The 26369-nt window shown below is 71.0% G+C and carries 24 protein-coding genes; 14 read left to right on the forward strand and 10 right to left on the reverse strand.

Going from position 1 to position 26369, the window contains the following annotated elements; all coding sequences use genetic code 11:
- The first annotated feature begins 148 nt into the window (after positions 1–148).
- The 8 genes from ACIBO1_RS27520 to ACIBO1_RS27555 all read left to right on the forward strand — a co-directional run bounded on the left by ACIBO1_RS27520 (position 149) and on the right by ACIBO1_RS27555 (position 10347).
- A complete protein-coding gene (locus tag ACIBO1_RS27520; protein WP_396751425.1) occupies positions 149–3037 on the forward strand; it encodes a DNA polymerase III subunit gamma and tau in 2889 nt (962 codons plus the stop codon).
- 139 nt (positions 3038–3176) lie between these two features.
- On the forward strand, positions 3177–3485 hold the full coding sequence (locus tag ACIBO1_RS27525) for a YbaB/EbfC family nucleoid-associated protein (RefSeq protein ID WP_396751427.1): 309 nt from the start codon (positions 3177–3179) through the stop codon (positions 3483–3485).
- Positions 3486–3493: 8 nt separating this feature from the next.
- Positions 3494–4087: a recombination mediator RecR gene (gene recR, locus ACIBO1_RS27530; RefSeq protein ID WP_350698738.1), complete on the forward strand. Its 594-nt coding sequence runs from the start codon at positions 3494–3496 to the stop codon at positions 4085–4087.
- A 260-nt stretch (positions 4088–4347) separates the two neighbouring features.
- Positions 4348–6009: an ABC transporter substrate-binding protein gene (locus ACIBO1_RS27535; RefSeq protein ID WP_396751429.1), complete on the forward strand. Its 1662-nt coding sequence runs from the start codon at positions 4348–4350 to the stop codon at positions 6007–6009.
- 78 nt (positions 6010–6087) lie between these two features.
- Entirely contained in the window at positions 6088–7092 is a 1005-nt protein-coding gene (locus tag ACIBO1_RS27540) for an ABC transporter permease (RefSeq protein ID WP_396751431.1), read from the forward strand.
- The gene (locus tag ACIBO1_RS27545) at positions 7089–8051 is read left to right on the forward strand and encodes an ABC transporter permease (protein WP_350698735.1); all 963 of its coding nucleotides are present in this window, start codon (positions 7089–7091) and stop codon (positions 8049–8051) included. The genes ACIBO1_RS27540 and ACIBO1_RS27545 overlap by 4 nt, the downstream gene beginning before the upstream one ends.
- An 11-nt stretch (positions 8052–8062) precedes the next feature.
- On the forward strand, positions 8063–9247 hold the full coding sequence (locus ACIBO1_RS27550) for an ABC transporter ATP-binding protein (RefSeq protein WP_396751434.1): 1185 nt from the start codon (positions 8063–8065) through the stop codon (positions 9245–9247).
- On the forward strand, positions 9244–10347 hold the full coding sequence (locus tag ACIBO1_RS27555; RefSeq protein ID WP_396751436.1) for an ABC transporter ATP-binding protein: 1104 nt from the start codon (positions 9244–9246) through the stop codon (positions 10345–10347). The genes ACIBO1_RS27550 and ACIBO1_RS27555 overlap by 4 nt, the downstream gene beginning before the upstream one ends.
- Before the next feature lie 79 nt (positions 10348–10426).
- Here ACIBO1_RS27555 and ACIBO1_RS27560 read toward each other — a convergent pair whose 3' ends face one another.
- Both ACIBO1_RS27560 and ACIBO1_RS27565 read right to left on the reverse strand, forming a co-directional pair.
- Positions 10427–10873: a hypothetical protein gene (locus tag ACIBO1_RS27560; protein ID WP_396751438.1), complete on the reverse strand. Its 447-nt coding sequence runs from the start codon at positions 10871–10873 to the stop codon at positions 10427–10429.
- Positions 10855–11517, reverse strand: coding sequence for an HNH endonuclease family protein (locus ACIBO1_RS27565; protein WP_131053464.1), 663 nt, complete (start codon positions 11515–11517; stop codon positions 10855–10857). The genes ACIBO1_RS27560 and ACIBO1_RS27565 overlap by 19 nt, the downstream gene beginning before the upstream one ends.
- 108 nt (positions 11518–11625) lie before the next feature.
- Here ACIBO1_RS27565 and ACIBO1_RS27570 point away from each other — a divergent pair, with 108 nt between their 5' ends.
- A complete protein-coding gene (locus ACIBO1_RS27570; RefSeq protein WP_396751441.1) occupies positions 11626–13122 on the forward strand; it encodes an MFS transporter in 1497 nt (498 codons plus the stop codon).
- A 66-nt stretch (positions 13123–13188) separates the two neighbouring features.
- Here the strand turns inward: ACIBO1_RS27570 and leuA are convergent, their stop codons facing one another.
- From leuA to ACIBO1_RS27585, 3 genes are all read right to left on the reverse strand, one after another.
- Positions 13189–14946, reverse strand: a complete 1758-nt coding sequence (gene leuA, locus ACIBO1_RS27575) for a 2-isopropylmalate synthase (protein ID WP_396751443.1) — start codon at positions 14944–14946, stop codon at positions 13189–13191.
- 240 nt (positions 14947–15186) lie between these two features.
- Positions 15187–15735: a nitroreductase family protein gene (locus tag ACIBO1_RS27580; protein ID WP_396751445.1), complete on the reverse strand. Its 549-nt coding sequence runs from the start codon at positions 15733–15735 to the stop codon at positions 15187–15189.
- Positions 15736–15910: 175 nt separating this feature from the next.
- Positions 15911–16819 carry a hypothetical protein gene (locus ACIBO1_RS27585; RefSeq protein WP_396751447.1) on the reverse strand — a complete coding sequence of 303 codons (909 nt, stop codon included), beginning with the start codon at positions 16817–16819 and terminating at the stop codon, positions 15911–15913.
- Positions 16820–17005: 186 nt separating this feature from the next.
- Between ACIBO1_RS27585 and ACIBO1_RS27590 the strand changes: the two genes are divergently transcribed.
- Positions 17006–18271 carry an aspartate kinase gene (locus ACIBO1_RS27590; RefSeq protein ID WP_396751449.1) on the forward strand — a complete coding sequence of 422 codons (1266 nt, stop codon included), beginning with the start codon at positions 17006–17008 and terminating at the stop codon, positions 18269–18271.
- A 5-nt stretch (positions 18272–18276) separates the two neighbouring features.
- Positions 18277–19338, forward strand: a complete 1062-nt coding sequence (locus tag ACIBO1_RS27595) for an aspartate-semialdehyde dehydrogenase (RefSeq protein ID WP_396751451.1) — start codon at positions 18277–18279, stop codon at positions 19336–19338.
- A gap of 9 nt (positions 19339–19347) precedes the next feature.
- Here ACIBO1_RS27595 and ACIBO1_RS27600 read toward each other — a convergent pair whose 3' ends face one another.
- Positions 19348–20721: a diguanylate cyclase gene (locus tag ACIBO1_RS27600; RefSeq protein ID WP_396751514.1), complete on the reverse strand. Its 1374-nt coding sequence runs from the start codon at positions 20719–20721 to the stop codon at positions 19348–19350.
- 231 nt (positions 20722–20952) lie between these two features.
- The gene (locus ACIBO1_RS27605; protein ID WP_396751453.1) at positions 20953–21840 is read right to left on the reverse strand and encodes a hypothetical protein; all 888 of its coding nucleotides are present in this window, start codon (positions 21838–21840) and stop codon (positions 20953–20955) included.
- A 345-nt stretch (positions 21841–22185) separates the two neighbouring features.
- Here ACIBO1_RS27605 and ACIBO1_RS27610 point away from each other — a divergent pair, with 345 nt between their 5' ends.
- From ACIBO1_RS27610 to ACIBO1_RS27620, 3 genes are all read left to right on the forward strand, one after another.
- Positions 22186–22644 (forward strand): lamin tail domain-containing protein, encoded by a 459-nt coding sequence (locus tag ACIBO1_RS27610; protein ID WP_396751455.1) that lies wholly within the window; start codon positions 22186–22188, stop codon positions 22642–22644.
- Positions 22645–22810: 166 nt separating this feature from the next.
- Positions 22811–23041: a hypothetical protein gene (locus tag ACIBO1_RS27615; RefSeq protein ID WP_396751457.1), complete on the forward strand. Its 231-nt coding sequence runs from the start codon at positions 22811–22813 to the stop codon at positions 23039–23041.
- A 36-nt stretch (positions 23042–23077) separates the two neighbouring features.
- The gene (locus ACIBO1_RS27620; RefSeq protein WP_396751459.1) at positions 23078–23314 is read left to right on the forward strand and encodes a hypothetical protein; all 237 of its coding nucleotides are present in this window, start codon (positions 23078–23080) and stop codon (positions 23312–23314) included.
- A 42-nt stretch (positions 23315–23356) separates the two neighbouring features.
- On the opposite strand, the gene ACIBO1_RS27625 is transcribed toward ACIBO1_RS27620, so the two are convergent.
- From ACIBO1_RS27625 to ACIBO1_RS27635, 3 genes are read right to left on the reverse strand one after another with little or no spacing between them, the layout of a single operon-like run.
- Positions 23357–24106, reverse strand: a complete 750-nt coding sequence (locus tag ACIBO1_RS27625; protein ID WP_396751461.1) for an SDR family oxidoreductase — start codon at positions 24104–24106, stop codon at positions 23357–23359.
- Positions 24107–24120: 14 nt separating this feature from the next.
- On the reverse strand, positions 24121–25374 hold the full coding sequence (locus ACIBO1_RS27630) for an ATP-grasp domain-containing protein (RefSeq protein WP_396751463.1): 1254 nt from the start codon (positions 25372–25374) through the stop codon (positions 24121–24123).
- Between the two features lie 22 nt (positions 25375–25396).
- Positions 25397–26344, reverse strand: a complete 948-nt coding sequence (locus tag ACIBO1_RS27635) for a TauD/TfdA family dioxygenase (protein WP_396751465.1) — start codon at positions 26342–26344, stop codon at positions 25397–25399.
- Positions 26345–26369 lie beyond the last annotated feature (25 nt).

The following is a 26369-nucleotide window of genomic DNA, read 5'->3' on the forward strand; positions in this document are numbered from 1 at the left end:
TCCTCTACCGGAGGCGTTAACAAGGTGCCCTTCCTTGCACTCGGCGCCGCCCCCGGAACGACAACCGGAACACCCGGTTCAGCGGGGTGGGTGGTCAGTGGGGTGTGCGCGGGGCGAGAATGGCGCGGTCGAGAGGAGGCGGGACGCCGTGGCACTGGCGCTCTACCGCAAGTACCGGCCGCGAACCTTCGCCGAGGTCATCGGGCAGGAGCATGTCACCGAGCCGCTGTCGCAGGCGCTGCGCAGCGGGCGGCTCAACCACGCGTACCTCTTCTCCGGGCCGCGTGGCTGCGGCAAGACCTCCAGCGCCCGCATCCTGGCCCGGTCGCTCAACTGCGAGCACGGTCCCACCCCGGAGCCCTGCGGCACGTGTGACTCGTGTCGCTCGCTGAGCGGCGACGGGGCAGGCTCGATCGACGTCATCGAGATCGACGCGGCCAGCCACGGTGGTGTGGACGACGCCCGTGAGCTGCGGGAGAAGGCGTTCTTCGCGCCGGCCAACAGCCGCTTCAAGATCTATGTCATCGACGAGGCGCACATGGTCTCGTCGGCCGGGTTCAACGCCCTGCTCAAGCTGGTCGAGGAGCCGCCGGAGTACGTCAAGTTCATCTTCGCCACCACGGAGCCGGAGAAGGTCCTCGGCACGATCAAGTCGCGGACCCACCACTACCCGTTCCGGCTGATCCCGCCGAAGACCCTCCGGCCCTATCTGGAGCAGCTCACCGAGGCCGAGGGCGTGCAGGTCGAGCCGGCGGTGTTCCCGCTGGTCGTGCGCGCCGGTGGGGGCAGCGCCCGGGACAGCCTCTCGGTGCTCGACCAGCTCATCGCCGGTGCCGGCCCGGACGGGGTCAGCTATGCCCGGGCCGCCGCGCTGCTCGGCGTCACCGACGCGGCGTTGATCGACGAGATGTGCGACGCGCTGGCGGCGGGGGACGGCGCGGCGGCGTACGCGACCGTCGACCGGGTGGCCGAGGCCGGGCACGACCCGCGCCGGTTCGCCTCGGACCTGCTGGAACGTCTGCGCGACCTGATCGTGCTCCAGCAGGTGCCGGACGCCGCCACCAAGGGGCTCATCGACGGGCCGGACGACCAGATCGAGCGGATGGCCGCCCAGGCCCAGCAACTCGGGCCGGGCACGCTGTCCCGGTGCGCCGACATCGTGCACGACGGCCTGGTGGAGATGCGGGGTACCACCGCGCCCCGGCTGCTGCTGGAGTTGATCTGCGCCCGGATGCTCCTGCCCGGCGTCGACGACTCCACCGGCGGTCTGCTCCAGCGCCTGGAACGCATGGAACGTCGGCTCACGCTCGCCGGCACGGACGCGCCGTCGGCCGCCGTCGGCTCCGCACCCTCGACCGAGCCCGCCGCCGTACGCTCCGCGCCTCCCGCCGCGCCCGCGGCTGCCGCCGCGCACCGGGCCGGGACCGGCACGCCGGCTGCCGCCCCCACCGCGACCGGTCCCGCCCCGACGGGGAGTGCCACTGTCACGCCCGACTCCGACGACACCGCCCACACGGGCGGAGGTGGCCTCGGCGGCGATGCGGGTCAGGCCGAGCCGGGCGCGCCGCGTCGTCAGGTGCCGCCGTCGGCCGTCATGCCCGACCCGGCGACCCCGGAGCCGCCCCGCCCCGGTGCGGCGGCACCCGGCGAGCTGGACGCGGTGGCGGTGCGCCGGGTCTGGCCCGAGGTGGTCGGCAAGGTCAACCGGAGCAACAAGCGGATCGCCGCGCTGATGCGGGACGCGGTGGTGCGGGACCTCGACGGTGACACGCTCGTGGTGACCGTGAAGTCGACCGTGCTGGCCAAGATGATGACCGACCACGCCCGGGTGCTCACCGACGCGCTCTACGAGGAGTTGGGCGGGCGCTGGCAGATCCGGTGCGAGGTGGCCGGCGAGCGGGGCGGTATGTCGCCCGGCAACCCTCGTGCCGCCGGCTCGGCTCCCGCCCGTCCGACGCCCGCCGCCGAGGCTCCGAGCCGCCCCGCCGCTGAGGGGCCTGGCCGTCCTGCTGGTGCGGGGACTCCGATCGACAGCGGTTCGTCTGACGGCACGGCCCACCCGGGCTCCGCTGGCCGCGCTCCCGGAGGCTCCGCTGCTGCGGGTCCCGCCGGTGCGGCAGCGGCCGGTCGACCCGGCGGCGTCGACGCGGGCACTGGCGGTGGTGCGAACGCTGGCCCCGGTGCTGCTGACGCAGGCCGTGCCGGGGGCACGGCCGGTGGGAGCCCCGGTGGCGCGACTGGTAGCGCACGCTCCGGTGGTGCGGCCCACACGGGTGCGCCCGGTTCTGCGCACCCCGGTGCTGCCGGACGACCGCAGGGCCGGGCCGGTGGCGGTGGAGGTCCGTCGGCCGCATCGAGCGAGGACGACGACGAGGGCTGGCCGGAACCGGCGCGTCCCGGTGGCTCGACGCCGCCCGCCGAGTCGGGAGGGTCGGACGAGGGCTGGCCGGAGGCGGCCCGGCCGGGCGGCGCGTCCGCGTCGACCGTCGCCCCGGCAGCGCAGGCCACGGTCGCGGACGGCCGGTCCGCTCCGGCGTCGGGCGGTCAGGCCGTGGAGGCCGCGGCAGGCCGGTCCGGTGCGGCGGCCCCGCCCCGGCAGGCTCCGGTCGGCAACGGCAACGGCAACGGCAACGGCAACGGCAACGGCAACGGCAACGGCAGCGGCAACGGCGGTGCCGGTGGCGCACCGGTCAGCAGCGCGATCGCGGCGGCCCGGGCTGCGGCGGCCGGGCGGGGTACGCGTACCGCTGGGGCGGGCACACGTACCGCTGCGGCGGGCCGGCGGACCGCGGACGCGGAGTTCGCCGGAGAGCCGCCGTACGATCCGGACTTCGACGGTCCGGGGCGCGGCGGCGGGCGTCCGAGCGGCGGCCCGCCCGCCACGGCGCAGGTCTACGAGGGTTTCGACCCGGGCGACGAACCGGGGGACGAGGTCATCGACGAGAAGACCGCCCGGGAGTCCGGCGAGGCGCAGGCGGTACGTCTGCTGCGGGAGGCGTTCGGCGCCGAGAAGATCGACGAGGTGCCGACCCGCTGACCCACGCACCGCGCCCGGTGGGCGGGGTGCGGTAGGCGGGGTGTGGCCGCCGGGATGTGGTCGGTGGGCATGGTTAGGGTGGGCGTGGTCTTGTAGACGAGTCGAGGGAGCGATCGTGCGGCCTGGTGGACAGCCGAACATGCAGCAGATGCTGAAGCAGGCGCAGAAGATGCAGCAGCAGATCGCCCAGGCGCAGGCCGAGTTGGCCGAGGCCGAGGTGACCGGCACCGCCGGTGGCGGTCTGGTCACCGCGACCGTGTCCGGCGCCGGTGAGATCAAGAGCATCAAGATCGACCCGAAGGCGGTCGACCCGGAGGACGTGGAGACCCTGGAGGATCTGGTCCTCGCGGCGCTGCACAACGCCACCGCGGCGGCCCGTGAGCTGACCGACCAGAAGATGGGCCCGGTCGCGGGTGGGATGGGCGGCCTCGGCCTGCCCGGGTTCTGAGCCACCCGATGTACGAGGGTGCCATCCAGGATCTGATCGACGAGCTGGGGCGCTTGCCGGGTGTGGGCCCGAAGAGCGCCCAGCGGATCGCCTTCCACGTCCTGTCGGCGGATCCGGCCGACGTGAACCGGCTGGCCGGAGCGCTGCGCAAGGTCAAGGACCTGGTGCGCTTCTGCACCAGTTGCTACAACGTCGCCGAATCGGAGCAGTGCCGGATCTGCCGTGATCCGCGTCGCGGCAACGAGGTGATCTGCGTGGTCGAGGAGCCGAAGGACGTCGTCGCGATCGAGCGGACCGGTGAGTTCCGGGGGCGGTACCACGTGCTCGGCGGGGCGATCAATCCGCTGGAGGGCATCGGGCCGGACAACCTGCGCATCCGAGAGCTGCTAGCTCGGCTGAGCGGCGGCGAGGTCCGCGAGTTGATCCTGGCCACCGACCCGAACACCGAGGGCGAGGCGACCGCGACGTACCTCGCCCTCATGGTCAAGCCGATGGGGATCTCGGTGACCAGGTTGGCCAGTGGCCTCCCGGTCGGCGGCGACCTGGAGTACGCCGACGAGATCACCTTGGGCCGTGCTTTCGAGGGCCGCCGCGCGGTCTGACCGAGGGCGGGTGGGTGTGACACCGGTGGCGGCGGCTCGCCCGAGCACGTAACAGATTGATATCGATTGTATGGGGGTATTGGCCCCTTTTGTCGCATAGCCTCTGAGCGTGTCTGCTGGTGGCCGGTCACTAAGGACACGATCCGGTACCAAGAGCTTCGCGCGCCGTTTCCCGGCGGTCGAAGTGGGAGCTATGGTCACCGCCATCGGTGACCCTGTCACCACGTTGTCCGTAACCCCAAGGACGAGGTGAAGCACCCATGCGTGCATCCAGGCCGAAGGTCGCTATCGCGGCCGTGGCGGCCGCGGCCCTCGCGGTAGCAGGCTGTGCCGAAAGCGATCGCGAAGGTTCCAGCGGTAGTAGCAACGAGACCCTCGTCTTCGGCGTCGCCGGAGACCCGAAGGTGCTCGACCCCAGCTTCGCCAGCGACGGTGAGTCGCTGCGTGTGGCGCGTCAGGTCTTCGAGACGCTGGTCCGCCCGGAGGAGGGCGGCACCAAGGTCAGCCCCGGCCTCGCCGAGTCCTGGGAGCCCGACGCGGCGGGTACGACGTGGACGTTCAAGCTGCGTTCCGGCGTGAAGTTCCACGACGGCACCGACTTCAACGCCGAGGCCGTCTGCACGAACTTCGACCGTTGGTACAACGCCAAAGGCCTCATGCAGAGCCCGGACGTGACGGCGTACTGGCAGGACATCATGGGCGGCTTCGCCGCCAACGAGGACGACACTCTCCCGGAGAGCCTCTTCAAGTCCTGCACCGCCACCGATGCGACCACGGTCAGCCTGGCCTTCACCCGGGTCTCCAGCAAGATCCCGGCCGCCCTGATGCTGCCGTCCTTCTCGATCCACAGCCCGAAGGCGCTGCAGGAGCACGACGCCAGCAACGTCACGGGCAGCGCGGACGACATCAAGTACCCGGCGTACGCGACCGAGCACCCGACCGGTACCGGTCCGTTCAAGTTCAAGTCCTGGGACGTCCCGAACAAGACGCTGACCCTGGAGCGTAACGAGGACTACTGGGGCGACAAGGCCAAGCTCAAGAGCCTGATCTTCCGCACCATCTCGGACGAGAACGCGCGCAAGCAGGCGCTGCGCTCCGGTGACATCCAGGGCTACGACCTGGTCGGACCGGCCGACGTCGAGCCGCTCAAGGGCGAGGGCTTCAACGTCCTGACCCGCCCGGCCTTCAACATCCTCTACCTGGCGATCAACCAGAAGGGGAACCCGAAGCTGGCCGACCTCAAGGTCCGGCAGGCGCTGGCGCACGCGATCAACCGCCAGGCGCTGGTCGACTCGAAGCTGCCCCCGGGCGCCCAGGTCGCGGTGAACTTCTTCCCCGAGACCGTCGAGGGCTGGAACGGCGACGTCACCAAGTACGACTACGACGTCGAGAAGGCCAAGTCGCTGCTGGCCGAGGCCGGCGCGTCGGACCTGACCCTGCGGTTCCACTACCCGACCGAGGTCACCCGGCCCTACATGCCGAACCCGAAGGACCTGTTCGAGCTGGTCTCGGCGGACCTCCAGGCGGCCGGCATCAAGATCGAGCCGATCCCGCTGAAGTGGAGCCCGGACTACCTCAACGCCACCACCTCCGGCTCCGCGCACGACCTGCACTTCCTCGGCTGGACCGGTGACTACGGCGACGGCTACAACTTCATCGGCACGTTCTTCGACCGGCAGAAGGACGAGTGGGGCTTCAACAACCCCGCGCTGTTCGAGAAGTTCAAGCAGGCGGACACCACCGCGGACCAGGCGGCCAAGGTGGCGCTCTACAAGGAGATCAACGCCGACATCATGAACTTCCTGCCCGGTGTGCCGATCTCGCACGCACCGCCGGCCATCGTGTTCGGCAAGGACGTGACCGGGGTCAAGGCGAGCCCGCTCACCGACGAGCGGTTCTCCACCGCCGAGTTCAAGTCCTGATCTGACGCATATAGAACGCGGGCGGGCGCTGTACCACAGCGCCCGCCCGCTACCCTCAGCACACCCTTCGAGGCCGCCGTGTTCCGGTTCATCGTCAGACGCCTCCTGCAGCTGATACCCACGCTGTTCGGGCTCTCCATCCTGTTGTTCATCTGGCTCCGGCGACTGCCCGGTGGCCCCGAGACCGCCATCCTCGGCGAGCGGGGCACACCCGAGATGCGCGCCGCGATCCGCCGCAATCTCGGCCTCGACGAGCCGATCCTGATCCAGTACGGCCGGTTCGTGCGGCGGATGGTCCGCCTGGACCTGGGTACGTCGATCTCCACCAAGCGCGAGGTCATCACCGAGTTCCTCCAGCGCTTCCCCGGCACCGTCGAGCTGACCGTCACCGCGATGGTGATCGCGATCGGCATCGGTATCCCGCTGGGCTACCTGGCCGCCCGCCGACGCGGCCGTTTCCTCGACCACGCCTCCGTCGGCGGGTCGCTGATCGGCATCTGCATCCCGGTCTTCTTCCTGGCGTACGTGCTGAAGGCGATCTTCTCGGAGAACCTCGGCTGGTTCCCCTCCAGCGGACGGCAGGACCCGACGATCGGCGCCACCCGGATCACCAACTTCTTCGTGCTGGACGGGCTGATGACCCGGGAGTGGGACGCCGCCGCCGACGCGCTGTGGCATCTGGTCCTGCCCGGGCTCGCGCTGGCCAGCATCCCGCTGGCGATCATCGTCCGGATCACCCGGGCCAGCGTGCTGGAGGTGCTCAACGAGGACTTCGTGCGTACGGCCGAGGCCAAGGGCCTGACCGAGAACGTCGTACGCCGCCGGCACGTACTGCGTAACGCGATGCTCCCGGTGGTGACCTCGATCGGTCTGCTCACCGGCGGTCTGCTCTCCGGCGCGGTGCTCACCGAGACCGTCTTCGCGTTCAGCGGGATCGGCGCCTTCCTCGCCGAGGCCATCAACCAGCGCGACTATCCGGTCCTGATGGGCTTCATCATGATCATTGCGGTGGTGTACGTGCTGGTGAACCTGATCGTGGACCTCTCGTACAGCCTGATCGACCCGAGGGTGAGGGTCCGATGACGATCATCAGTGGCAAGAAGCGCGAGAAGATCGACCGGCTCGCCGAACTCGCCGCGCGCGAGGAGGAGCGGGGCGTCAGCCTGTGGCAGGACGCCTTCCGGCGGCTGCGGCGCAACCCGGCGGCCATCATCGGCGCGGTCATCCTGGCCATCTTCGTGCTGGTGGCGCTGATTGGCCCGTTCCTGGTGCCGTACGGCCCGACGGACACGATGGGCATCCGCGAGGGCGTGATCCGGCCGGGCACCATCCCCGGCCCGTCCAGCGAGCACTGGTTCGGCTACGACCACCAGGGTCGGGACGTGTTCAGCCGGATGGTGGTCGGTGCCCGGCAGACCCTGCTGGTCGGCGTGGTGGCCACCCTGATCGGTCTGGCCGTCGGCGCGCTGATCGGTGGCGTCGCGGGTGCCGCCGCCGGGCTGGGTGGCCGCTGGGGGCGCTGGATCGACAGCGTCCTGATGCGGTTCATCGACATGCTGCTGGCGCTGCCCAGCCTGCTGCTCGCGGTCAGCATCGCCGCCCTGCTCGGCCGGAGCCTGACCACCGTGATGATCGCGGTCGGCATGGTCTCGGTGCCGGTCTTCGCCCGGCTGCTGCGCGGCTCGATGATCGTGCAGTCGAACAGCGACTACGTCCTCGCCGCCACCTCGCTCGGCGTACGCAAGTCGAAGATCGCGCTGACGCACGTACTCCCCAACTCGCTCGCCCCGGTCATCGTCCAGGCGACGCTGACCCTGGCCACCGCGATCATCGAGGCCGCCGCGCTCTCCTTCCTCGGGCTCGGCAACCCCGACTCGGCCACCCCCGAGTGGGGCGTCATGCTGGCCGACGCGCAGCAGTACCTCGGAGTACGGCCGGAGCTGGCCATCTATCCGGCGGTCGCCATCATCATCACCGCCCTGGGATTCACCCTGCTCGGTGAGGCGATGCGCGAGGCCCTCGATCCGAAGCTGCGGAAGTAGGAGGGTTCGTAATGGCACTACTCGAAGTGGACGACCTCTCCGTCACCTTTGCCCGGCGCGGTCAGCGCGCCGTGCACGCCGTCGACGGGGTGTCCTTCTCGGTCGACGCCGGTCAGGTGGTCGGCCTGGTCGGTGAGTCCGGCTGCGGCAAGTCGGTGACCTCGCTGGCCATCATGGGCCTGCTGCCCAAGCAACCGGGCCTGCGGGTCGGCGGCAAGGCGGTGTTCGACGGCACGGATCTGCTCCAGCTCGACGACCGGTCGCGGCGGGACATCCGGGGCCGTGACGTCGCGATGATCTTCCAGGACCCGCTGTCGTCCCTGAACCCGGTCGTACCGATCGGACTCCAGGTCACCGAGGTGCTGACCCGGCACCGGGGGATGAAGGGCGCCGCCGCGGCGAAGGAGGCCGCCGCACTGCTGGACCGGGTCGGCATCCCCGACCCCACCCGGCGGCTCAAGGAGTACCCGCACCAGCTCTCCGGCGGGATGCGGCAGCGCGCGTTGATCGCGATGGCGGTGGCCTGCCAGCCCCGGCTGCTGATCGCCGACGAGCCCACCACGGCGCTCGACGTCACCATCCAGGCCCAGATCCTGGAACTGCTCAAGGACCTGGTCCGGGACTCCGACACCGCGCTGGTGATGATCACGCACGACCTGGGCGTGGTCGCCGGTATGTGCGACACGATCAACGTGCTCTACGGCGGCCGGGTGGTGGAGACCGCCCGGCGGCGTCCGCTGTTCCGCGAGCCCCGGCACCCGTACACGGTGGGGTTGCTCGGCTCCGTGCCGCGCCTGGACGCCGGGCGCGGCGAGCGGCTCACCCCGATCCCCGGTTCGGTGCGTGACCTGCTGCCCTGGCCCGAGGGCTGTGCCTTCGCGCCGCGCTGCACCCGTCGGGTGGACGCCTGCGTCGGCCAGCCGCCGGAGCTGGTGCTCACCCACGCCGGCCGCAGCTACCGTTGCGTCAACCCGGCCCCGTTGCCGGACCCCACGCCGACGACGCCGTCCACCGAAGCCGCACCGTCGTCCGCTGAGGCGTCGGCGTCCGTCGAGGGCGAGCCGTCTGCCGAGGCCGGGGCGTCTGCCGGGACTGCGGCGGTCGCCGAGGCACCGTCGGTCGCCGAGGCGGCCGCGCCCGTCGAGGCGTCGGGTACCGGCCAGGTGCCTGCGCCGCGCGAGGAGGAGAAGTCATGACCGAGAGCGACGTCCTCGTCGAGGTGCGGGACCTCAAGGTGCACTTCCCGATCAAGCGGGGGGTGCTGTTCGACCGGACGGTCGGCCACGTCAAGGCGGTCGACGGCGTCGACCTGAGCATCTCGCGCGGCAAGACGTACGGCCTGGTCGGTGAGTCGGGCTGCGGCAAGTCCACGCTCGGCCGGGCGCTGCTCCAGCTCAACCCGCCCACCGCCGGTGAGGTGCGCTTCGACGGGGTGGAGTTGACCACGCTGGCGCCGCGCAAGCTGCGGACCATGCGGCGGCGGATGCAGATGATCTTCCAGGACCCGATGTCCAGCCTCGACCCGAGGCAGAACGTCGAGTCCATCCTCACCGAGGGGCTGCAGACGCACGACATCGGTGGCGACCGGGACGGCCGTCGGAAGATCATCGGCGAGACGCTGGACAAGGTGGGCCTGCCCCGTTGGGCGTTGTCCCGCTACCCGCACGAGTTCTCCGGCGGTCAGCGACAGCGCATCGGCATCGCCCGCGCGCTGGTGCTCGGGCCGGAGCTGATCGTCGCCGACGAGCCGGTCTCCGCCCTGGACGTGTCGATCCAGGCACAGGTGATCAACCTGCTCGACGAGTTGCAGGACAGCCTCGGCCTCACCTATCTGGTGATCGCGCACGACCTGGCGGTGGTGCGGCACATCTCCGACACCGTCGGCGTGATGTACCTGGGCGGCCTGGTCGAGGAGGCACCCAGCGACCGGCTCTACACCGAGCCGCTGCACCCGTACACCCGGGCGCTGATGTCGGCGGTGCCGGTGCCGGACCCGGACGTCGAGGACCGCCGGGAGCGGATCCTGCTCTCCGGTGACCTGCCGTCGCCGGCCAACCCGCCGTCGGGTTGCCGCTTCCACACCCGGTGCCCGTGGGCGCAGCCGACCCGGTGCGCCGACGAGCGGCCGGTGCTGCGGGAGATCGGCGGCAGTCGGGTCGCCTGTCACTTCGCCGAGCAGATCGCCAGCGGCGAGCTGCGGCCGCACAAGGTGAGTGCGGAGATCGTCCGCCCGGAGGGCGAGGGCGAGGAGCCCGGCGTGGTCTCCGCACCCAGCGAGCCGGGCACGTTCGTCTAGCTGAGATGTTAAGAGGGGTCCCTTTCTATGCCGCAGGCGTTAGAAAGGGACCCCTCCTTACATCCGGGGGCGACCAGGATCAGCCCTCGGGACGGTTCAGCAGGCCGACCGCGATGCTGTGCACCGCGTCCAGCCCGGCCGCGTCGGCCAGCGCGGCGCTGCCGCCGGTGACCGCGTACCACTCGTCGGCGTCCTTGTACTGCACCTGGAGGGTGACCCGGCCGTCGGCGAGGTCGGTGCGCAGGGTCAACTCCCCGGTGACCACGCCGACCTCGTCGGTCATCACCCCGCCCGGTCCGGGCACGATGTCCGTGGTCCGGCTCTGCGGACCGGTGGCGCCACCGGCGTCGGCGGTCATCCCGGCACCGGGCACCTCCACCTCACCCGCAGCCGCGCCGTCGGCGGTCATCCCGGCGGTGGCCGGGCCGGGGCTGCCGCTGGCCGCTGCGGCGTCGTCTCCGCCCGCGTCAGGCGTCCGTTCGGGTGCCGGGGTGCCGCCGGCTCCGGTTACGGCTTGCTCTCCCATGTGCAGCCCTCCAACATGTCGGCCAGCGCGGCCTTCTCAGCACTGGTGATCGTGAGCTTCCAGTGGTGCTTCACCGCCACCCAGTCGCCGGCATACTGGCACCAGTATGACCGGTTTGGCGGTTTCCACTGGGACGGATCCTGATCACCCTTTGCCCGGTTGGAGGAGGCCGAAACCGCGAAGAGCTGCGGCCGGTCGAGGTCGTTCGCGAAATCACTACGCTTCGAGTCCTCCCACTCGTCCGCGCCGGAGCGCCACGCGTTGGCGAGCGGGACCATGTGGTCGATGTCCACGCTGGACGGGTCGGTGAAGGTCCGTCCGTCGTACACGCTCTCCCAGTTGCCACCCACCACGTTGCACCCGGAGTGCTGGATGTCCTTGCCGTCGCGTTCCAGGACGGTGTCACGGACGTCGCAGTTCTGGCCGGTCTTGCGCCAGTGCGAGAAACGGTTGCGGCTGTAGCCGCGCATCGGGTTGGCTTCGGCGACGGTCAGTTCGGAGAGCATCTGGGTGGCGGTGCCGCCGTCACCGCTGGTGGGCGACACCTCCGGCTCCACCAACTCGACGCAACCGGCCGCGCCTAGGGTCAGCGCCGCGACGAGCGCGAGCGCCCCCAGGGCGCGAGGTCCTGATCTGGTACGCACAGACGACACCTCTCCAGCTTGCGGGCTTTCGGCGATCCCGCACAGTACCCGGGCCCAGTTTCGGCGATTCGTGGTGTCTCACGTATGGCGCACGGCACATTGGTAGTCATGCCCGACACCGCGCCCGCACTCCGGCTGAAGTCGCACGCCGGCCGAGGCACGCTGGCCGCCGCCGTCCTCGCCTCCGGCATGGTCTTCCTGGACACCACCGTGGTCAACGTGGCCCTGCCCCGACTCGGCGCCGAGCTGGGCGCCTCGGTGGCGGGACTACAGTGGACGGTGAACGGATATCTGCTCACGTTGGCCGCGTTCGTGCTGCTCGGCGGGGCGCTCGGCGACCGTTTCGGGCGACGGCGGATCTTCCTGCTGGGCGTGGTCTGGTTCACCGTCGCCTCGGTGCTGTGCGGGCTGGCACTGCGTACCGACTGGTTGGTGGCCGCGCGGTTCCTCCAGGGTGCCGGCGGCGCGCTGCTGACTCCCGGCTCGCTGTCGCTGCTCCAGGCCAGCTTCCACCCGGACGACCGGGGCAAGGTGATCGGGGCGTGGTCCGGCCTGTCCGGTGTCTCCACCGCGCTCGGCCCGTTCATCGGTGGCTGGCTGATCGACGCGCTCTCCTGGCGGTGGATCTTCTTCCTGAACCTGCCACTGGCCGTCCTGGTGGTGCTGGCCGCGCTGCGGTGGGTGCCGGAGAGCCGGGACGAGAGCGCCTCGCGTAGCCGGGGCACCGGCCGACGCTTCGACGTGGCCGGCGCGTTGCTCGGCGCGCTGGCGCTGGCCGGAGTGACGTACGCGCTCGTGGACGCGCCGGGGCGCGGGATCAGGTCACCGGCCGTGCTGGTGGCGGCCCTGGTCGCGGTGCTGGCCGCGCTGGCGTTCGTGCTCGTGGAACGGCGTCGCGGCGAGAGCGCGATGCTGCCCACCGGCCTGTTCGGCAGTCGACTCTTCTCGGTGCTGAACGTCTTCACCGTGCTGGTGTACGCCGCACTCGGCGGGTTCACCTTCTTCTTCGCCGTCTACCTGCAGAACGTGGTCGGCTGGTCGGCGCTGCTCACCGGCCTGGCCCTGCTGCCGATGACGGTGCTGCTGCTGATCGGTTCGCCGAAGGCCGGGGCGCTGTCGGCGAAGATCGGGCCGAGGCTGCCGCTGACCGTCGGCCCGGTGCTGGCCGCCGTCGGGCTGTTGGTGCTGCGGGAGGTGGACGCGGGCGCGTCGTACTGGCGACAGGTGCTGCCCGGGGTGGTGCTGTTCGGTGCCGGGCTGACCCTGGTGGTGGCACCGCTGACCGCGTCCGTGCTGGCCGCCGTGGCGGACCGGTTCGCCGGGGTGGCCAGCGGCTTCAACAACGCCGCATCCAGGGTGGGCGGTCTGCTGGCGGTGGCCGCGTTGCCGCTGCTGGTCGGGCTCAGCGGCACAGGCTACGAGCAGCCCGCCGAACTCACCGCCGCCTACCGGGGCGCGCTGCTCTGGTGTGCCGGCCTGCTGGTGGCCGGGGCGGTCATCGCCGCCCTGCTGGTACGCCGTCCGCCCCGCCGACCACCGCCCGCACAACCCTGCCACTCCATGCCCGTCTCCACCCCGGACGACTCGGCCACCCGGGACAGGTGAAAGGAGGGGTCCCCTGCTATGCAGAATGCGATAGCAGGGGACCCCTCCTTACATCCAGCCGGCCGGTCAGCGACGGGCGCGGTTGACGGCGCTGGTGACCGCCTTCACGGAGGCGGTGACGATGTTCGCGTCCATGCCGACGCCCCAGACCGTCCGCCCGTCCACCTCGCACTCCACGTACGCGGCCGCCTGCGCGTCACCGCCGGAGGAGAGCGCGTGCTCGTGGTAGTCGAGCACCCGTACGCTCACTCCGGCCGAGCCGAGCGCGTTGACGTACGCGTCGATCGGGCCGTTGCCGATCGCGGTCACCGAGCGGGCCTGGCCGTCCACACCGACCTGCGCGGTGATCTCGACCTTGCCGTCGGCGCTGCCGATGGCGTACTCGGTCAGCGTCACCGCCGGGTCGGCCTGGTGGTCGAGCAGGTACTGCGTGGCGAAGATCTGCCACATGGTGTCCGGGCCGACCTCGCCGCCGTCGTGGTCGGTGACCTGCTGCACCACGCCGGAGAACTCGATCTGGAGCCGTCGGGGCAGGTCCAACTGGTGCTCGGTCTTCATGATGTACGCGACGCCGCCCTTGCCGGACTGCGAGTTGACCCGGATCACCGCCTCGTAGCTGCGGCCCAGGTCCTTCGGGTCGATCGGCAGGTAGGGCACCGCCCAGGTGAAGTCGTCGACGGGTACGCCGGCCGCCGCTGCGTCGGCGTTCAGCGCGGCGAAGCCCTTGTTGATGGCGTCCTGGTGGGAGCCGGAGAAGGCGGTGTAGACCAGGTCACCGGCGTACGGGTGGCGCTCGTGCACGGGCAGTTGGTTGCAGTACTCGACGGCCCGCTTGACCTCGTCGATGTCAGAGAAGTCGATCATCGGGTCGATGCCCTGGGAGAAGAGGTTCAGGCCCAGCGTCACCAGGTCGACGTTGCCGGTGCGCTCGCCGTTGCCGAACAGGCACCCCTCGATCCGGTCCGCGCCGGCCAGCAGGCCCAGCTCGGCGGCGGCGACGCCGGTTCCCCGGTCGTTGTGCGGGTGCAGGCTGAGTACCAGGCTCTCGCGGCGGGGCAGGTGCCGGTGCATCCACTCGATCGAGTCGGCGTACACGTTCGGCATGGCCATCTCGACCGTGGCGGGCAGGTTGACGATCAGCTTGCGGTCCGGCGTGGGGTCGACGACCTCGATGACCTTGGCACAGACCTCCAGCGCGTACTCCAGCTCGGTGCCGGTGTACGACTCCGGCGAGTACTCGTAGTGGATCTCCGTGTCCGGCGTGTGGATCTCCGCGTACTTCTGGCAGAGCCGGGCGCCGGTGGTGGCGATGTCGGCGATGCCGTCGCGGTCCAGCCCGAAGACCACCCGTCGTTGCAGGGTGGAGGTGGAGTTGTAGAAGTGCACGATCGCCCGGCGCGCGCCGCGCAGCGCCTCGAAGGTCCGGTCGATCAGGTGCTCCCGGCACTGCGTCAGCACCTGGATGGTGACGTCGGCGGGGATCATGTCCTGCTCGATGAGCTGCCGGACGAACTCGTAGTCGGTCTGGCTGGCCGACGGGAACCCGACCTCGATCTCCTTGTAGCCCATCTGGACCAGGAGCTGGAACATCCGGCGCTTGCGCTCCGGCGACATCGGGTCGATCAGCGCCTGGTTGCCGTCGCGCAGGTCGACCGCGCACCAGCGCGGTGCGGTCTCGACGTGCCGGGTCGGCCAGGTGCGGTCCGGCAGGTCGATGCGGAACTGCTGCTGGTAGGGCTGGTAGCGGCGGTGCGGCATCTGGCTGGGACGTTGCCGGGCGATGGCATCGGAGTCAACGTCGGTGGTGCCGGCTGGGTGAGCCATGGCGGATTTCTCCTGGGGTCATGTGTCGTCAGCGACGGGGGTCGGCAGGGATGCCGAGCGAAAGATCCGGGACGGTGCTGGCGGCGCGGTTCGACTCCGCGACGAGGTGCCGGCCGTCAGGCCTCGTCGCGGCGACCAAGGAGGAGGTACGCCTGCCACATGACAGGGTGACCCTACGTGATGGGACGTGGTGTGGGAAAGACCCGTCCGGAGTGTGAGATGGAAATTGCGCCTAACCGCTCAGTCGACGGCCTCGCCGCAGCTCAGGACGAGTTCGGAGAGTGGGCGACGGTGGCGTAGGGCGGTCTCGTCGGCCAGCAGGTCGGCCGGAAGGCTCAACGGATCGCCGAGTTGGCCGACCGCGACCACCACGTACGGTCGCACCTCGCCGGGGAGGTCCAGGTCGGCGATCAGCCCGGCCCGGTCGAAATCGGTCACCTGGCGTACGTGCAGTCCCAGCGCGGTTGCCTGCACGCTCAGGTGGGCCACCGCCTGCCCCAGGTCGTACGCGGCGTACGCCTGCTCGGTCCGTCGGTACGCGCCGAGCACCAGGGCGGCGGCGCGTCCGGCCCACCGCTGCTCGGCCGGTGCCAGGTTGACCAGGATCCGCTTGAAGGTCTGGTCGTCGCGGTGCCCGAGGGCGAACCGCCACGGCTGCCGGTTGTCGACCGACGGCGCCCACCGGGCGGCTTCCAGCAGGGCGGCCGCCTCGGCCCGGGGCAGTTCCGTCACCGGGTCGAAGGACCGGGGGCTCCAGCGGAAGGCCAGCACGGGGGTGAGGTCGGTCATGCGTAGAAGCGTCCCGTATGAGGCATTTGGCGGTGATATCGGGGCCGCCGAATGTGGGAAACGACACCCGTAACGGGACGGCCGGCCGGACGTTGCCGGTGGGGCCTGCCCCGACCCGCCGCCGGACCAGCACCAGGCCCGGAGCGGTGGCCCGGATCTGGAGACCGGCCCGGGCCTACCCGCCGCCGGTCGGCTCGGTGCCTCCCGGTCCGGCGTCACCCGATCCGGGGTCACCCGGCACAGTGCCGCCCGGATCGGTGCCGCCCGGATCGAGATCGGACGGCGTGGGCGGCGGTGGCGGTGCCTCCATGCCCAACGGTTCGCCGTCGACCACCGGGCCGGCGAGCTGCACGGTGGCCGGCGCCGGCTCGGGCGGGCCGGACAGCGTCAGGGTGCCGAACGCCGCGCGAACCGCGGTCGGGGTGCCGTCCGCGTCGAAGCAGTAGATGCCGACGTCCAGCGGTGGGTTGATCGAGGCGGCCGTCGTCTCCACCGAGTAGCAGGCGCCGGTGGCCTCGGGCGGAGCCATCGCGGGGGAGACCGACAACGGGGCACGCCGGTCGGTCAGCACGTCCAGCCAGTCGGTGAACGGGTGCTGCACGCGGGGGTCGAGTCGGCGGGGCAGCGTGTCGTCGCGCTCGCCGACGCGTACGCAGCTCGCCGACTCGGGCCGGGTCGCCGAGGGCAACGCGCACTGGAACAGCCCGTCGGCGGTGGCCGCGAGCGAGACGTCCGCCGTGCCGCCGAGCGCGCCACCGGGTACGTCCACCCGCCAACTGCCGTCGTTGGCGCTGGTCACCACGACCGAGCGGTCGGGAGTGTCGGCCACCCGCAGGGTGTACCGGGCGACCATGTGCCGATCCTGTGCGGCGGCGGCGAGCGCGGCCAGTTCGTCGCGGGCCGCGTCCTGGCCCGCCGGTCGTGGCGCGGCGCTCGGCGGTGGCGGCGGATCGTCCGGCGGGTCCGAGGAGCATCCGGCGAGCAGGACGGGCACGGCGAACGCGATCGGAACGGTCAGGCGGACGGCGGGACGGTGGGCGGCGTACACCCGGCCATTCTCGGCGTTGGGTGCGCTTGCGGACACCCCCGGAAAGGTCGGCCTTTCCGGCGTGTCGCACACCACCTCCCCCGCCGCGCCGGGCCGGATCGTGGGATCACCTGACCCGGCGGTCAGAGCGGCCCGATACCCTGAGGTCGTCCGACCCGCGCCGCCGGCCCCGGTGCCGGCGGCGTCGGCACGCTCAGGGCAACCGGGAGGGAGTGCGCCGTCGTGGCACTCGTGGTGCAGAAGTACGGCGGGTCCTCCGTCGCCAACGCCGAGCGGATCAAGCGGGTGGCCGAACGGATCGTGGCCGCCCGCAAGGCCGGCGACGACGTCGTCGTGGTCGTCTCAGCGATGGGCGACACCACCGACGAGCTGCTCGACCTGGCCAACCAGGTCAGTCCGCTGCCGCCCGGGCGCGAGCTGGACATGCTGCTCACCGCCGGGGAGCGGATCTCGATGGCGCTGCTCGCCATGGCGATCCACAACCTGGGCTACGAGGCCCGCTCGTTCACCGGTTCGCAGGCGGGCGTCATCACCACCTCGGTGCACGGCCGGGCGCGGATCATCGACGTCACCCCGGGGCGGCTCAAGGGCGCGCTGGACGAGGGCGCCGTGGTCATCGTCGCCGGGTTCCAGGGTGTCTCGCAGGACACCAAGGACGTGACGACCCTGGGCCGGGGCGGCTCGGACACCACCGCCGTGGCGCTGGCCGCCGCGCTGCACGCGGACGTGTGCGAGATCTACACCGACGTGGACGGCATCTTCACCGCCGACCCGCGGATCGTCCCCAACGCCCGGCACATCAAGCAGATCACCTACGAGGAGATGCTGGAGCTGGCCGCCTGCGGCGCGAAGGTGTTGCACCTGCGCAGCGTGGAGTACGCCCGCCGGGCGGGACTGCCGATCCACGTCCGCTCGTCATACTCGACCAACACCGGCACCATGGTCATCGGATCGACGGAGGAGCTTCCTGTGGAGCAGGCACTGATCACCGGCGTCGCCCACGATCGCAGCGAGGCCAAGATCACCATCGTCGGGGTGCCCGACGAGCCGGGCGCCGCCGCGCGGATCTTCGACACCGTCGCGGGTGCCGAGATCAACATCGACATGATCGTGCAGAACGTCTCCACCGAGGGAACCGGGCGCACGGACATCTCCTTCACCCTGCCCAAGGCCGACGGCCCGACCGCGATGGCCGCGCTCAGCAAGATCCAGGAGTCGGTCAACTTCAAGGGCCTGCTCTATGACGACCACGTCGGCAAGGTCTCCCTGATCGGTGCCGGGATGCGTTCACACCCGGGCGTCGCGGCCGGCTTCTTCGCCGCGCTCGGCCAGGCCGGCGTGAACATCGAGATGATCTCCACCTCGGAGATCCGGGTCTCCGTGGTCTGCCGGGACACCGACCTCGACGCGGCCGTCCGAGCCATCCACGAGGCCTTCGACCTGGGCGGCGACACCGAAGCCGTGGTGTACGCGGGAACGGGACGGTAGCGCGGATGGCCGGGCTGCCCGCCCTGGCCGTGGTCGGGGCGACGGGCGCTATCGGCACCGTGATGTGTGAGTTGCTCACCGGGCGTCGCAACGTCTGGGGTGAGATCCGTCTGCTCGCCTCCGAGCGGTCGGTCGGGCGTAAGGTCCGCTGTCGGGGCGAGGAGTTGACCGTCCAGGCGCTGACCGAGGAGGCGTTCGACGGCGTCGACGTGGCGATGTTCGACGTACCGGACGAGGTCGCCGCGCACTGGGCGCCGATCGCGGTACGCCGGGGCGCGATCGTGGTGGACAACTCCGGCGCCTTCCGGATGGCGTCGGACGTCCCGCTGGTGGTTCCGGAGATCAACCCCGAGCAGGTCCACGAGCGGCCCCGGGGCATCGTCGCGAACGCGAACTGCACCACCCTGGCGATGATCGTCGCAGTCGCCCCGCTGCACCGCGAGTACGGCCTGCGCGAGCTGGTGCTCGCCTCGTACCAGTCGGTCTCCGGGGCGGGTCAGCGCGGCGCGGACACGCTGCACGACCAGTTGGCCAAGGTGGCGGGCGACCGGCTGCTCGGCTCGCGTACCGGTGACGTGCGGCAGGCGGTCGGTGACGACCTCGGCCCGTTCCCCGCACCGATGGCGCTCAACGTGGTGCCGTGGGCCGGTTCACTTGTCGACGACGGCTGGTCCTCCGAGGAGATGAAGATGCGCGACGAGTCGCGCAAGATCCTCGGTACGCCGCATCTGAAGGTCACCGCCACCTGCGTACGGGTGCCGGTGCTCACCGGTCACTCGGTCGCCGTACACGCCGTCTTCGGCACCGAGATCAACGCCGAGGGGGCCCGTGGCGTGCTGCGCAACGCCCCCGGTGTGATCGTCGTCGACGACCCGGCCGCCGGTGAGTTCCCGATGCCGATCGACGCGGTCGGGACCGACCCTTCCTGGGTCGGCCGGATCCGTCGTGCCCTCGACGACCCCCGCGCGCTGAACTTCTTCGTCACCGGCGACAACCTCCGCAAGGGCGCCGCCCTGAACACCGCCCAGATCGCCGAACTCCTGGCCAAGGAGATCACCCAGCGCTGAGCGTCGTACTCAGGCGGCGGCGAGGCGTACGCCGTCGCGACCCTGCCGTTTCACCGCGTAGAGCGCCTGGTCGGCGCGGCGCAGCGTCACCTCGGGTGACTCGCCCGGCCGGGGCAGGGCGACACCGACACTGATCGTGCGGCCGATCCGGCGGGCCGCCTCGGTGAGCCGTTCGGCCACCCGGACGGCCTCCTCGGGACGGCTCACCTCGATCACCGCGACGAACTCGTCGCCGCCGACCCGGTACAGCTCGTCACCCTGACGCAGCGCGCCCTCCAACGCCCGGGCCAGGCCGACCAGCACCCGGTCACCGGCCTGGTGCCCGTACGTGTCGTTGATCGTCTTGAAGCCGTCCACGTCGATCGCGAGCAACGCGGTCCGCCCCGGCGTCGCGGTGGCGATCCGCTGCCCGAACGGGCCGGTGTGCCGCAGCCCGGTCAACGGGTCGGAGCTGGCCTGCTCGCGCAGCCGATCCAGGGTGCGCAACCGGTCCAGACAGCTCCACGCCTGACCGGCCAGCAGCTCCATCAGGTTGACCGTGGTGGGATCGGGACGCAGCAGCCGGTCGTCGGCCACCAGCAGCACCCCGCCGCGCCGGGCCGGACCCACCGGCACCGTGACCAGCGTCCGGACACCGGCGCGCACCAGCGGCTCGTGTTCCACGGTCGGCGGGTGGCCCGCCTCGCCGAGGGTGTACCCGGCCCCGTAGCGGTGCGCCCGGTCGATGATGCCGCGCAGCGCCTCCGGACCCGCCTCGGTCAGCTCGGCGCGCATCCGACTCTCCAGCTCGCCGGGCGCCACGGTCGGAGCACCCAGCCGTACGCCACCCCGGCCGCCGAGCACCAGGACGGCCGCGCCGAGCGTGGAGACGTCCCGGGCGGCCCCGATCGCGGCGGTCATCAGGTCCCACTCGGTGCCGGCGGCGGTCATCGCGGCGGCGTGCCGGAGCAGCTTCTCGCTGCGGCTCTCCGTCGGCCCGCCCAGCGCGACGATCCGCGCGCCGAGGCGGGCGGCGACGCGCTCGGCGGTGGTCCGCCACGCGGCGAGGTCGGCCGGGCCGGTCCACTGCACGTCGAGTACGCCGATGACCCGCCCGGCCGGATCCGGCACCGGTACGCACACCTCGGCGGTGACGTCGGGGCGTACCGGGATGTGATCGGGATCGGTCGTCACGTCCGGGGCGACGACCGTCGCGCCACCGGTGTAGACCCGGCCGACGATCCCGGCGTCCGGCGCGACGGTGGCGAAGACCTGCCAGGAGCCGGTGGCGGCGACGCACCGGAGCCGGTCGTGCACGTGCAGCAGGACGGCGATGGTGGCGGGGGTGTGGCGGGCCAGCGAATCGACGGTGGCCTGGCACACCTCGGCGACGGTCGACGCCATCGGCAGGCGGACCGTCACGTCGCGGAGGACTTGCTGCTGATCCACTCGCACGTCGTTCCAGGTCGGGTACGCCTCCCGGCGGCACCGGGAGGATGACCAAGCGTACTCACCGGAAACTGGGAGCGAGCTGGACTCGTACACATGTGCTATCCACAGGCTGTGGATGCAGGCTGTGGACCACCGCGGACGTCTGCGGCGACAGCGTGGCGGCAAGTGCGCCGAGCCGGCGGATCAGCCGCGGCGCATGCGGCCGGTTTCCGCACCCTGCGCGTCCCGCAACACCAGCACGTCGCCGTCCAGGCCCGCCTGCCGGGCGGTGATGAGCCAGCGACCGGTCGGCACGTTGTCGCAGCCGATCGCGGTGGAGACACCCCCGGTCGCCAGGAACGCGCCGTCACCGCCGGTCGCCCAGCGTCCGGGCGAATAGCTGTTGCAGCCGTCCGAGCCGGTCCAGGTGCCGTCGGCGACGAACTCGACGGAGGCGGGCTTCGGTCCTCGGCCTGCTGAGTTCGCCGCCGCGCCCGCCGGCACCCAGCGGCCGACCAACTCCTCCGGCTTGGGGCCGGCGAGGTGGGCGGGTAGCGCCGGGGGCGCGGCCAACCAGCGTCGCGTCTCGTCGGTCACCGTCGGCGGCTGGAGCCAGGACGGGTCCATGTCCGGTTCGTTGTCCGGCCGCCCAGCGGGGCGCAGCCGGGCCAGTTCCGCACCGGCGTCGTCCAGGAGGGCGCGGGTGTCACCGTCGACGCGGAACCCGTCGGCCCGGAGCAGCCAGCCCAGTCCTGCGTCCGGCGCGGCAGTGCAGCCCTCACCGTCTCCGGTGGGAACGGTGTGCATGTCGGCGAGGAGGAGGCCGCTCTGGTCGGCGCCCCAGCTCCCGTGCCGTACCCCGCAGCCGTCGAAGACCCTGAGGGAGTGGTCGGTGAACTGGACGACGGTGCCTGACCCCACGTCCGTACCCGCCGCCGTCCACGAGCCGATCAGCGCGGTCGGTTCCTGCTGTGCCGCCGAGGCGGCGTCGATCGTGACCGGATCCGGCCCGGTCGACGTGGTGTCGTGCTGTGCACATCCGGTGAGCACCAACGCGGTCGCGGCGATGGTGCCGATCAGGTATCGGCGCATGGTCCCCTCGTTCCCTCGGCCTGATGATGGGACGTCGGGTACGCCGCCCCGGTTGCGCGGGGCGACGAGAGGTTCCCGCCCGAAGGTCCACAGTGGTCGCCGAACGCATCGGACCGGGTCGCCGTTCGGCCGGCATGTGGTCCGCCCCTCGCCGCACGGTAGGGCGCGGAGCGGTCGGCGGAGACGACCCGGCTGGCTGTCGATCGACAGCCGGCCGGCCGTAATCAGTGGCGCGCGGTGCGTGAGTACCTCACATTGCCGCAACTCGTCGTTAACCTCGCTCCGTCACGCGTCGGCGTGACATGTCCGCGCCGCAATTCGGCGCTTCCCGTGGGGGTAACACGCATGTCGAGAAGGTTCATCGGGCTGGTGTCCGCGCTCGCCGTGGCGCTCGGTGGCTCGCTGGCCGTCGGCGCTCCGGCGCAGGCCGCCACCCCGGCGATCGAGATCACGAAGGTCTACTACGACTCGCCGGGCACGGACAACCGCTCGAACGCCAGCCTGAACGCCGAGTACGTGAAGCTCACCAACCGGCGCGCCCGCACCATCAACCTGAAGAACTGGACGCTGCGCGACAAGGCCAACCACGTCTACACCTTCAGCGGGGACGTCAAGCTCGCCAAGGGCAAGAGCGTGGTCATCCGGACCGGCAAGGGCAAGAACACCGCCAAGAACCGCTACTGGGGTTCGGGCAACTACGTCTGGAACAACACCGGCGACACCGCGTACCTGCGCAACGCCAGCGGCAAGCTGATCGACAAATGCGCCTGGTCGAAGAAGGGCAAGGGATACACCGCCTGCTGAACGGGTAACCGTTGTTCGGCGCAAGCGTTGTGGCGTCGAGGGGAATCTCTCGCACGGGCTTGATCTCACCGAGGCGTCGCGGTTCTCGGTGAGATCAAGCTCTGTCCGTGGGCCAAGGGATCACGGCTGATGTGCCTCCTTGGCAGCGAGCCGTAGCCTGACAGTCGTGCGCCGCCCACGCCTCCGATCGATCCTGTTCGGCCTCGGTCTCCTGCTCTGGCTGGTGGCCGGTCTCGGCCTGTGGTTCGGCTGGTCCGGACGGTACGGGTCCCTGCTCCTGATCGCCGCAGGCGCAATCGTTCACGGCCCGAGCCTCGTTCAGGAGTGGCGGGAGCGCAGGTCGAAGTCGCCGGAACCGGCGGACCGGGTACTGCGGCACTACCCCAAGTGGTGGTGACCGAGGAGTCCTTGCCGGGTGAGATCTAATGATCTCGTGCCCAAGTTCTTCGACGCCTCACTCAGCAACCACCTGCGCTACCCGCTGTGGGTCTTCGCGGTGCCGGTGGTCCTCTTCGCGATCATTCCCACCTGGATCCTGGCCGAGCGCGGCGAGATCTTCGCCGCCGTGCTGGTCGTGCTCGGCTACGTGCAGGCGGTCATGCTGGGGCGGGTCCGTCTCGCGAAGAGTCTTGTCGCCCGGGGGAAGGTGAAACCCGAGGACCTCGGCTGAGTCACACCGCTCGCGGTGCGACTCAGCACGACGGCCCGTCCGTCAGCCGCCGAAGATCGGCTGACGGTGCACCTTGTGCTGGGCGGCCTGGGCGACCGGGCGGACGACGAGACGGTCCACGTTGACGTGGCTGGGCAGTGCCACCGTCAGGGCGATGCACTCGGCGACGTCCTCGGCCACCAGCGGCCGGTCCACGCCCGCGTACACGGCGGCGGCCTTGTCCGCGTCGCCGTTGAACCGGTTGACCGCGAACTCGTCCGTGCGGACCATGCCCGGGGCGATCTCGATGACCCGCACCGGTTCGCCGCAGAGTTCCAGCCGGAGCGTCTCCACCAGCGCGTGTTCCGCGTGCTTGGCGGCGGTGTAGGTGCCGCCGGACTCGTAGGTCACGTGTGCGGCCGTCGAGGTGACGGTCACGATGGTCGGTGCGTCGGAGGCGCGCAGCAGCGGCAGCAGCGCCTGGGTCACGTACAGCATGCCCAGGACGTTGATCTCGAAGCTCCGCATGAGGTCGGCGGGCATGGTGGTGGCCAGCGGGTCGGCGCCCACCGCCCCGCCCGCGTTGTTGACCAGCAGGTCGCAGCGGTCCAGCCCGGCGGCGAGGGCCTGCACGGACGCCTGGTCGGTGACGTCGAGTGCGACGGCCTGCCCGCCGATGTCGGCCGCCAGCGCCTGGAGTCGGTCCAACCGGCGGGCCGCCACCACGACGAAGAACCCGTCCTTGGCCAGCCGGCGTGCCGTGGCCGCGCCGATCCCGCTGCTGGCACCCGTCACCACTGCGGTGCGCTTCATGGTGTTCTCCTTCATCAACCGGTGACGAAGTCTATCTGCGCGTTGATCGCCTCGGCCTTGGCGATGGCGTCGAGCGCGTCCGTGCCGGAGGCCAGGATGTAGCCGTTGCTGCAGTCCGCGACCGTCAACAGCGGTGCGACCTCGTCGCCGGGGTTCTTGGTGATGACCACGGCGGTGTCCTCGGCGCCCAGCTCGAACAGGTACGGCATGAAGACCCGGGCCGACTCGCCGGGCGGGATCCGGCGTACCGTCGCCGGGATGTCCTCGCTGACGGTGATCGATGTGATCGGTCCCGGCTTCGGGGTCAGGAACAGGGCGACCGCGCCCCCGATCGGTGCGGGCGATTCGAGCGGCAGCTCGTCGATGCCCAGCGGCACCGTCAGGAACATGCGGTTGAGGTCCAGGCCGAAGGCACGGCGTACCAACTCCGGTGCGCCGCTGCCGGCCAGGCGTGCGTGGGATTCGAGCACCCGGGGTCCGTTCGGGGTGAGGACGAACTCGCTGTGTGACGGCCCCTCGGTGACACCGACCGCGTCCAGGAGCTTCGCGGTGAGTTCCCGGAGTTCCGCGAGGTAGGGCACGGCGACCCGGCTCGGGGTGCTGACCTCCCACTCGACGAACCGGTCGTTCATCCGGTATTCCGAGTAGCCGATGGTGAGGTGCCGGCCCTCGAAGGAGAACGAGTCGACGCTCACCACCGGGCCGGAGAGGAACTCCTCGGCCATCGGGGCGCTGATGCCGGCGGCGGCCAGCTCCGACATGGCCTCGGCCACCTGCGCCGGGGTCCCGACCTCCTTGATGTGCAGGCTCGCCGCACCGTCGATCGGCTTGAGGACGATCTTCCCGCCGACCTGCTCCAGGAACGAGACGGCCTCCTCCACCGAGTTGACCACCTGGTAGCGGACGTTCTCCACGTCGGCCTTGGCCAGGCACTCCCGGGTGAGGGACTTGTCCTTGAGCGCGCGGGCGGTGAACTCGGTGACGCCGGGCAGGCCGAACATGTCCACGACGTAGCCGGACGAGATCGCGGCGACCTCGGTCGTGGTCATCACGCGGTCGAACGGGCGCTCGGCGTGCAGCGGACTGAGCGCGGCGTGGATGGCCGGGCCGTCGTCCAGCGGAGCGTGGACGACCCGCTCGGTGTGCGCCAGGATGGACGGCTCGTACTTGCCCTCCTCGTGCACCAGCACGACGTCGATGCCGAGTTCCTTGGCGCCGTGGATCGGCGCGGGCATACCACCGATGACGGCGACGCGATATCTACCCATGGTCATCCTCCTGGTGTCCGGGTCAGCTTGCATAGCAGCGGCGCAGCCAGCGGGCGGTGTCCGCCGGACCGGGCCGGAACGCCCGACGGCGGTGCAGCACCCGGTAGTTGTCGAAGATCAGGAAGTCGCCGGGCCGCAGCACGAACGCCTCGGACCGCGCCTGGTCGAGGGCTCGTACCCACCGGTCGAGGGCGGCGGTCGCCGCCGGCGTGTTCGGTGTGACCGTGCCCCGGTCGAACCGCGCCCGCGTTCCCTCGTAGCTCTGCTCCAGCAATGCGGTGTCCCGCAGCGGCGCCGTCTCGTCGGTGGAGGCGGGTGGGCCGACGGTGAACTGGGCCGACTGCAACTCCTGCACGGTGGTCTCGTCCAGCGCGGCCACGGCCTCCTCGATGGCGAGGACCTCGGTGGGCACCTGCTCGTCGTTGCGGACCGCATAGAAGCTGAGATAGCGCGGGACGTACCGGCGCGGGTCGACGCCCTTGCCACCGAAGGGGAGGTGCGGGTTGTCGGTGTGCCAGGAGAACTCGGAATCCGCCCCCCAGGAACTGGTGGTGCCCGCCGCCGCCGGGTTCGGGGCCACGTTGCGGATGTACCGGCCGGTGTTCTCGTAGTCGACCGCGAACGGTGTCAGCGAGAGCAGTTGCAGCAGACCGAAGTGCAGGGCGTTGGTCACGGCCATCGCGGGTTCGTCGGTGAAGCCGTCGCGCGGCGTGGCCGGGAACTCCTGCTGCGGCAGATTGCCGATGGCCAGGACGTGCGAGCCGGTGGCCGGGTAGAACGTCAGTGCCTGGAGGATCTCGCCGGGCAGGTGGGTCTGCAGGGCGTGTGCACCGATGCCGGCGAGGATCGCCTCGTGGGCGTCCGAGTCCAGTTCGATGTCGCAGACGGCGGCCGTGAGCTCCTTGTCGAGCAGGTCACGGGTCCGGTCGTTGAGATGGTGACGGGCCACCCGGAGTGCACGGGTCATCATCGGCTCCGATCATGAGGGGTCGCCG

The sequence above is a fragment of the Micromonospora sp. NPDC049903 genome, from assembly GCF_044460945.1.
Lineage (GTDB): Bacteria > Actinomycetota > Actinomycetes > Mycobacteriales > Micromonosporaceae > Micromonospora.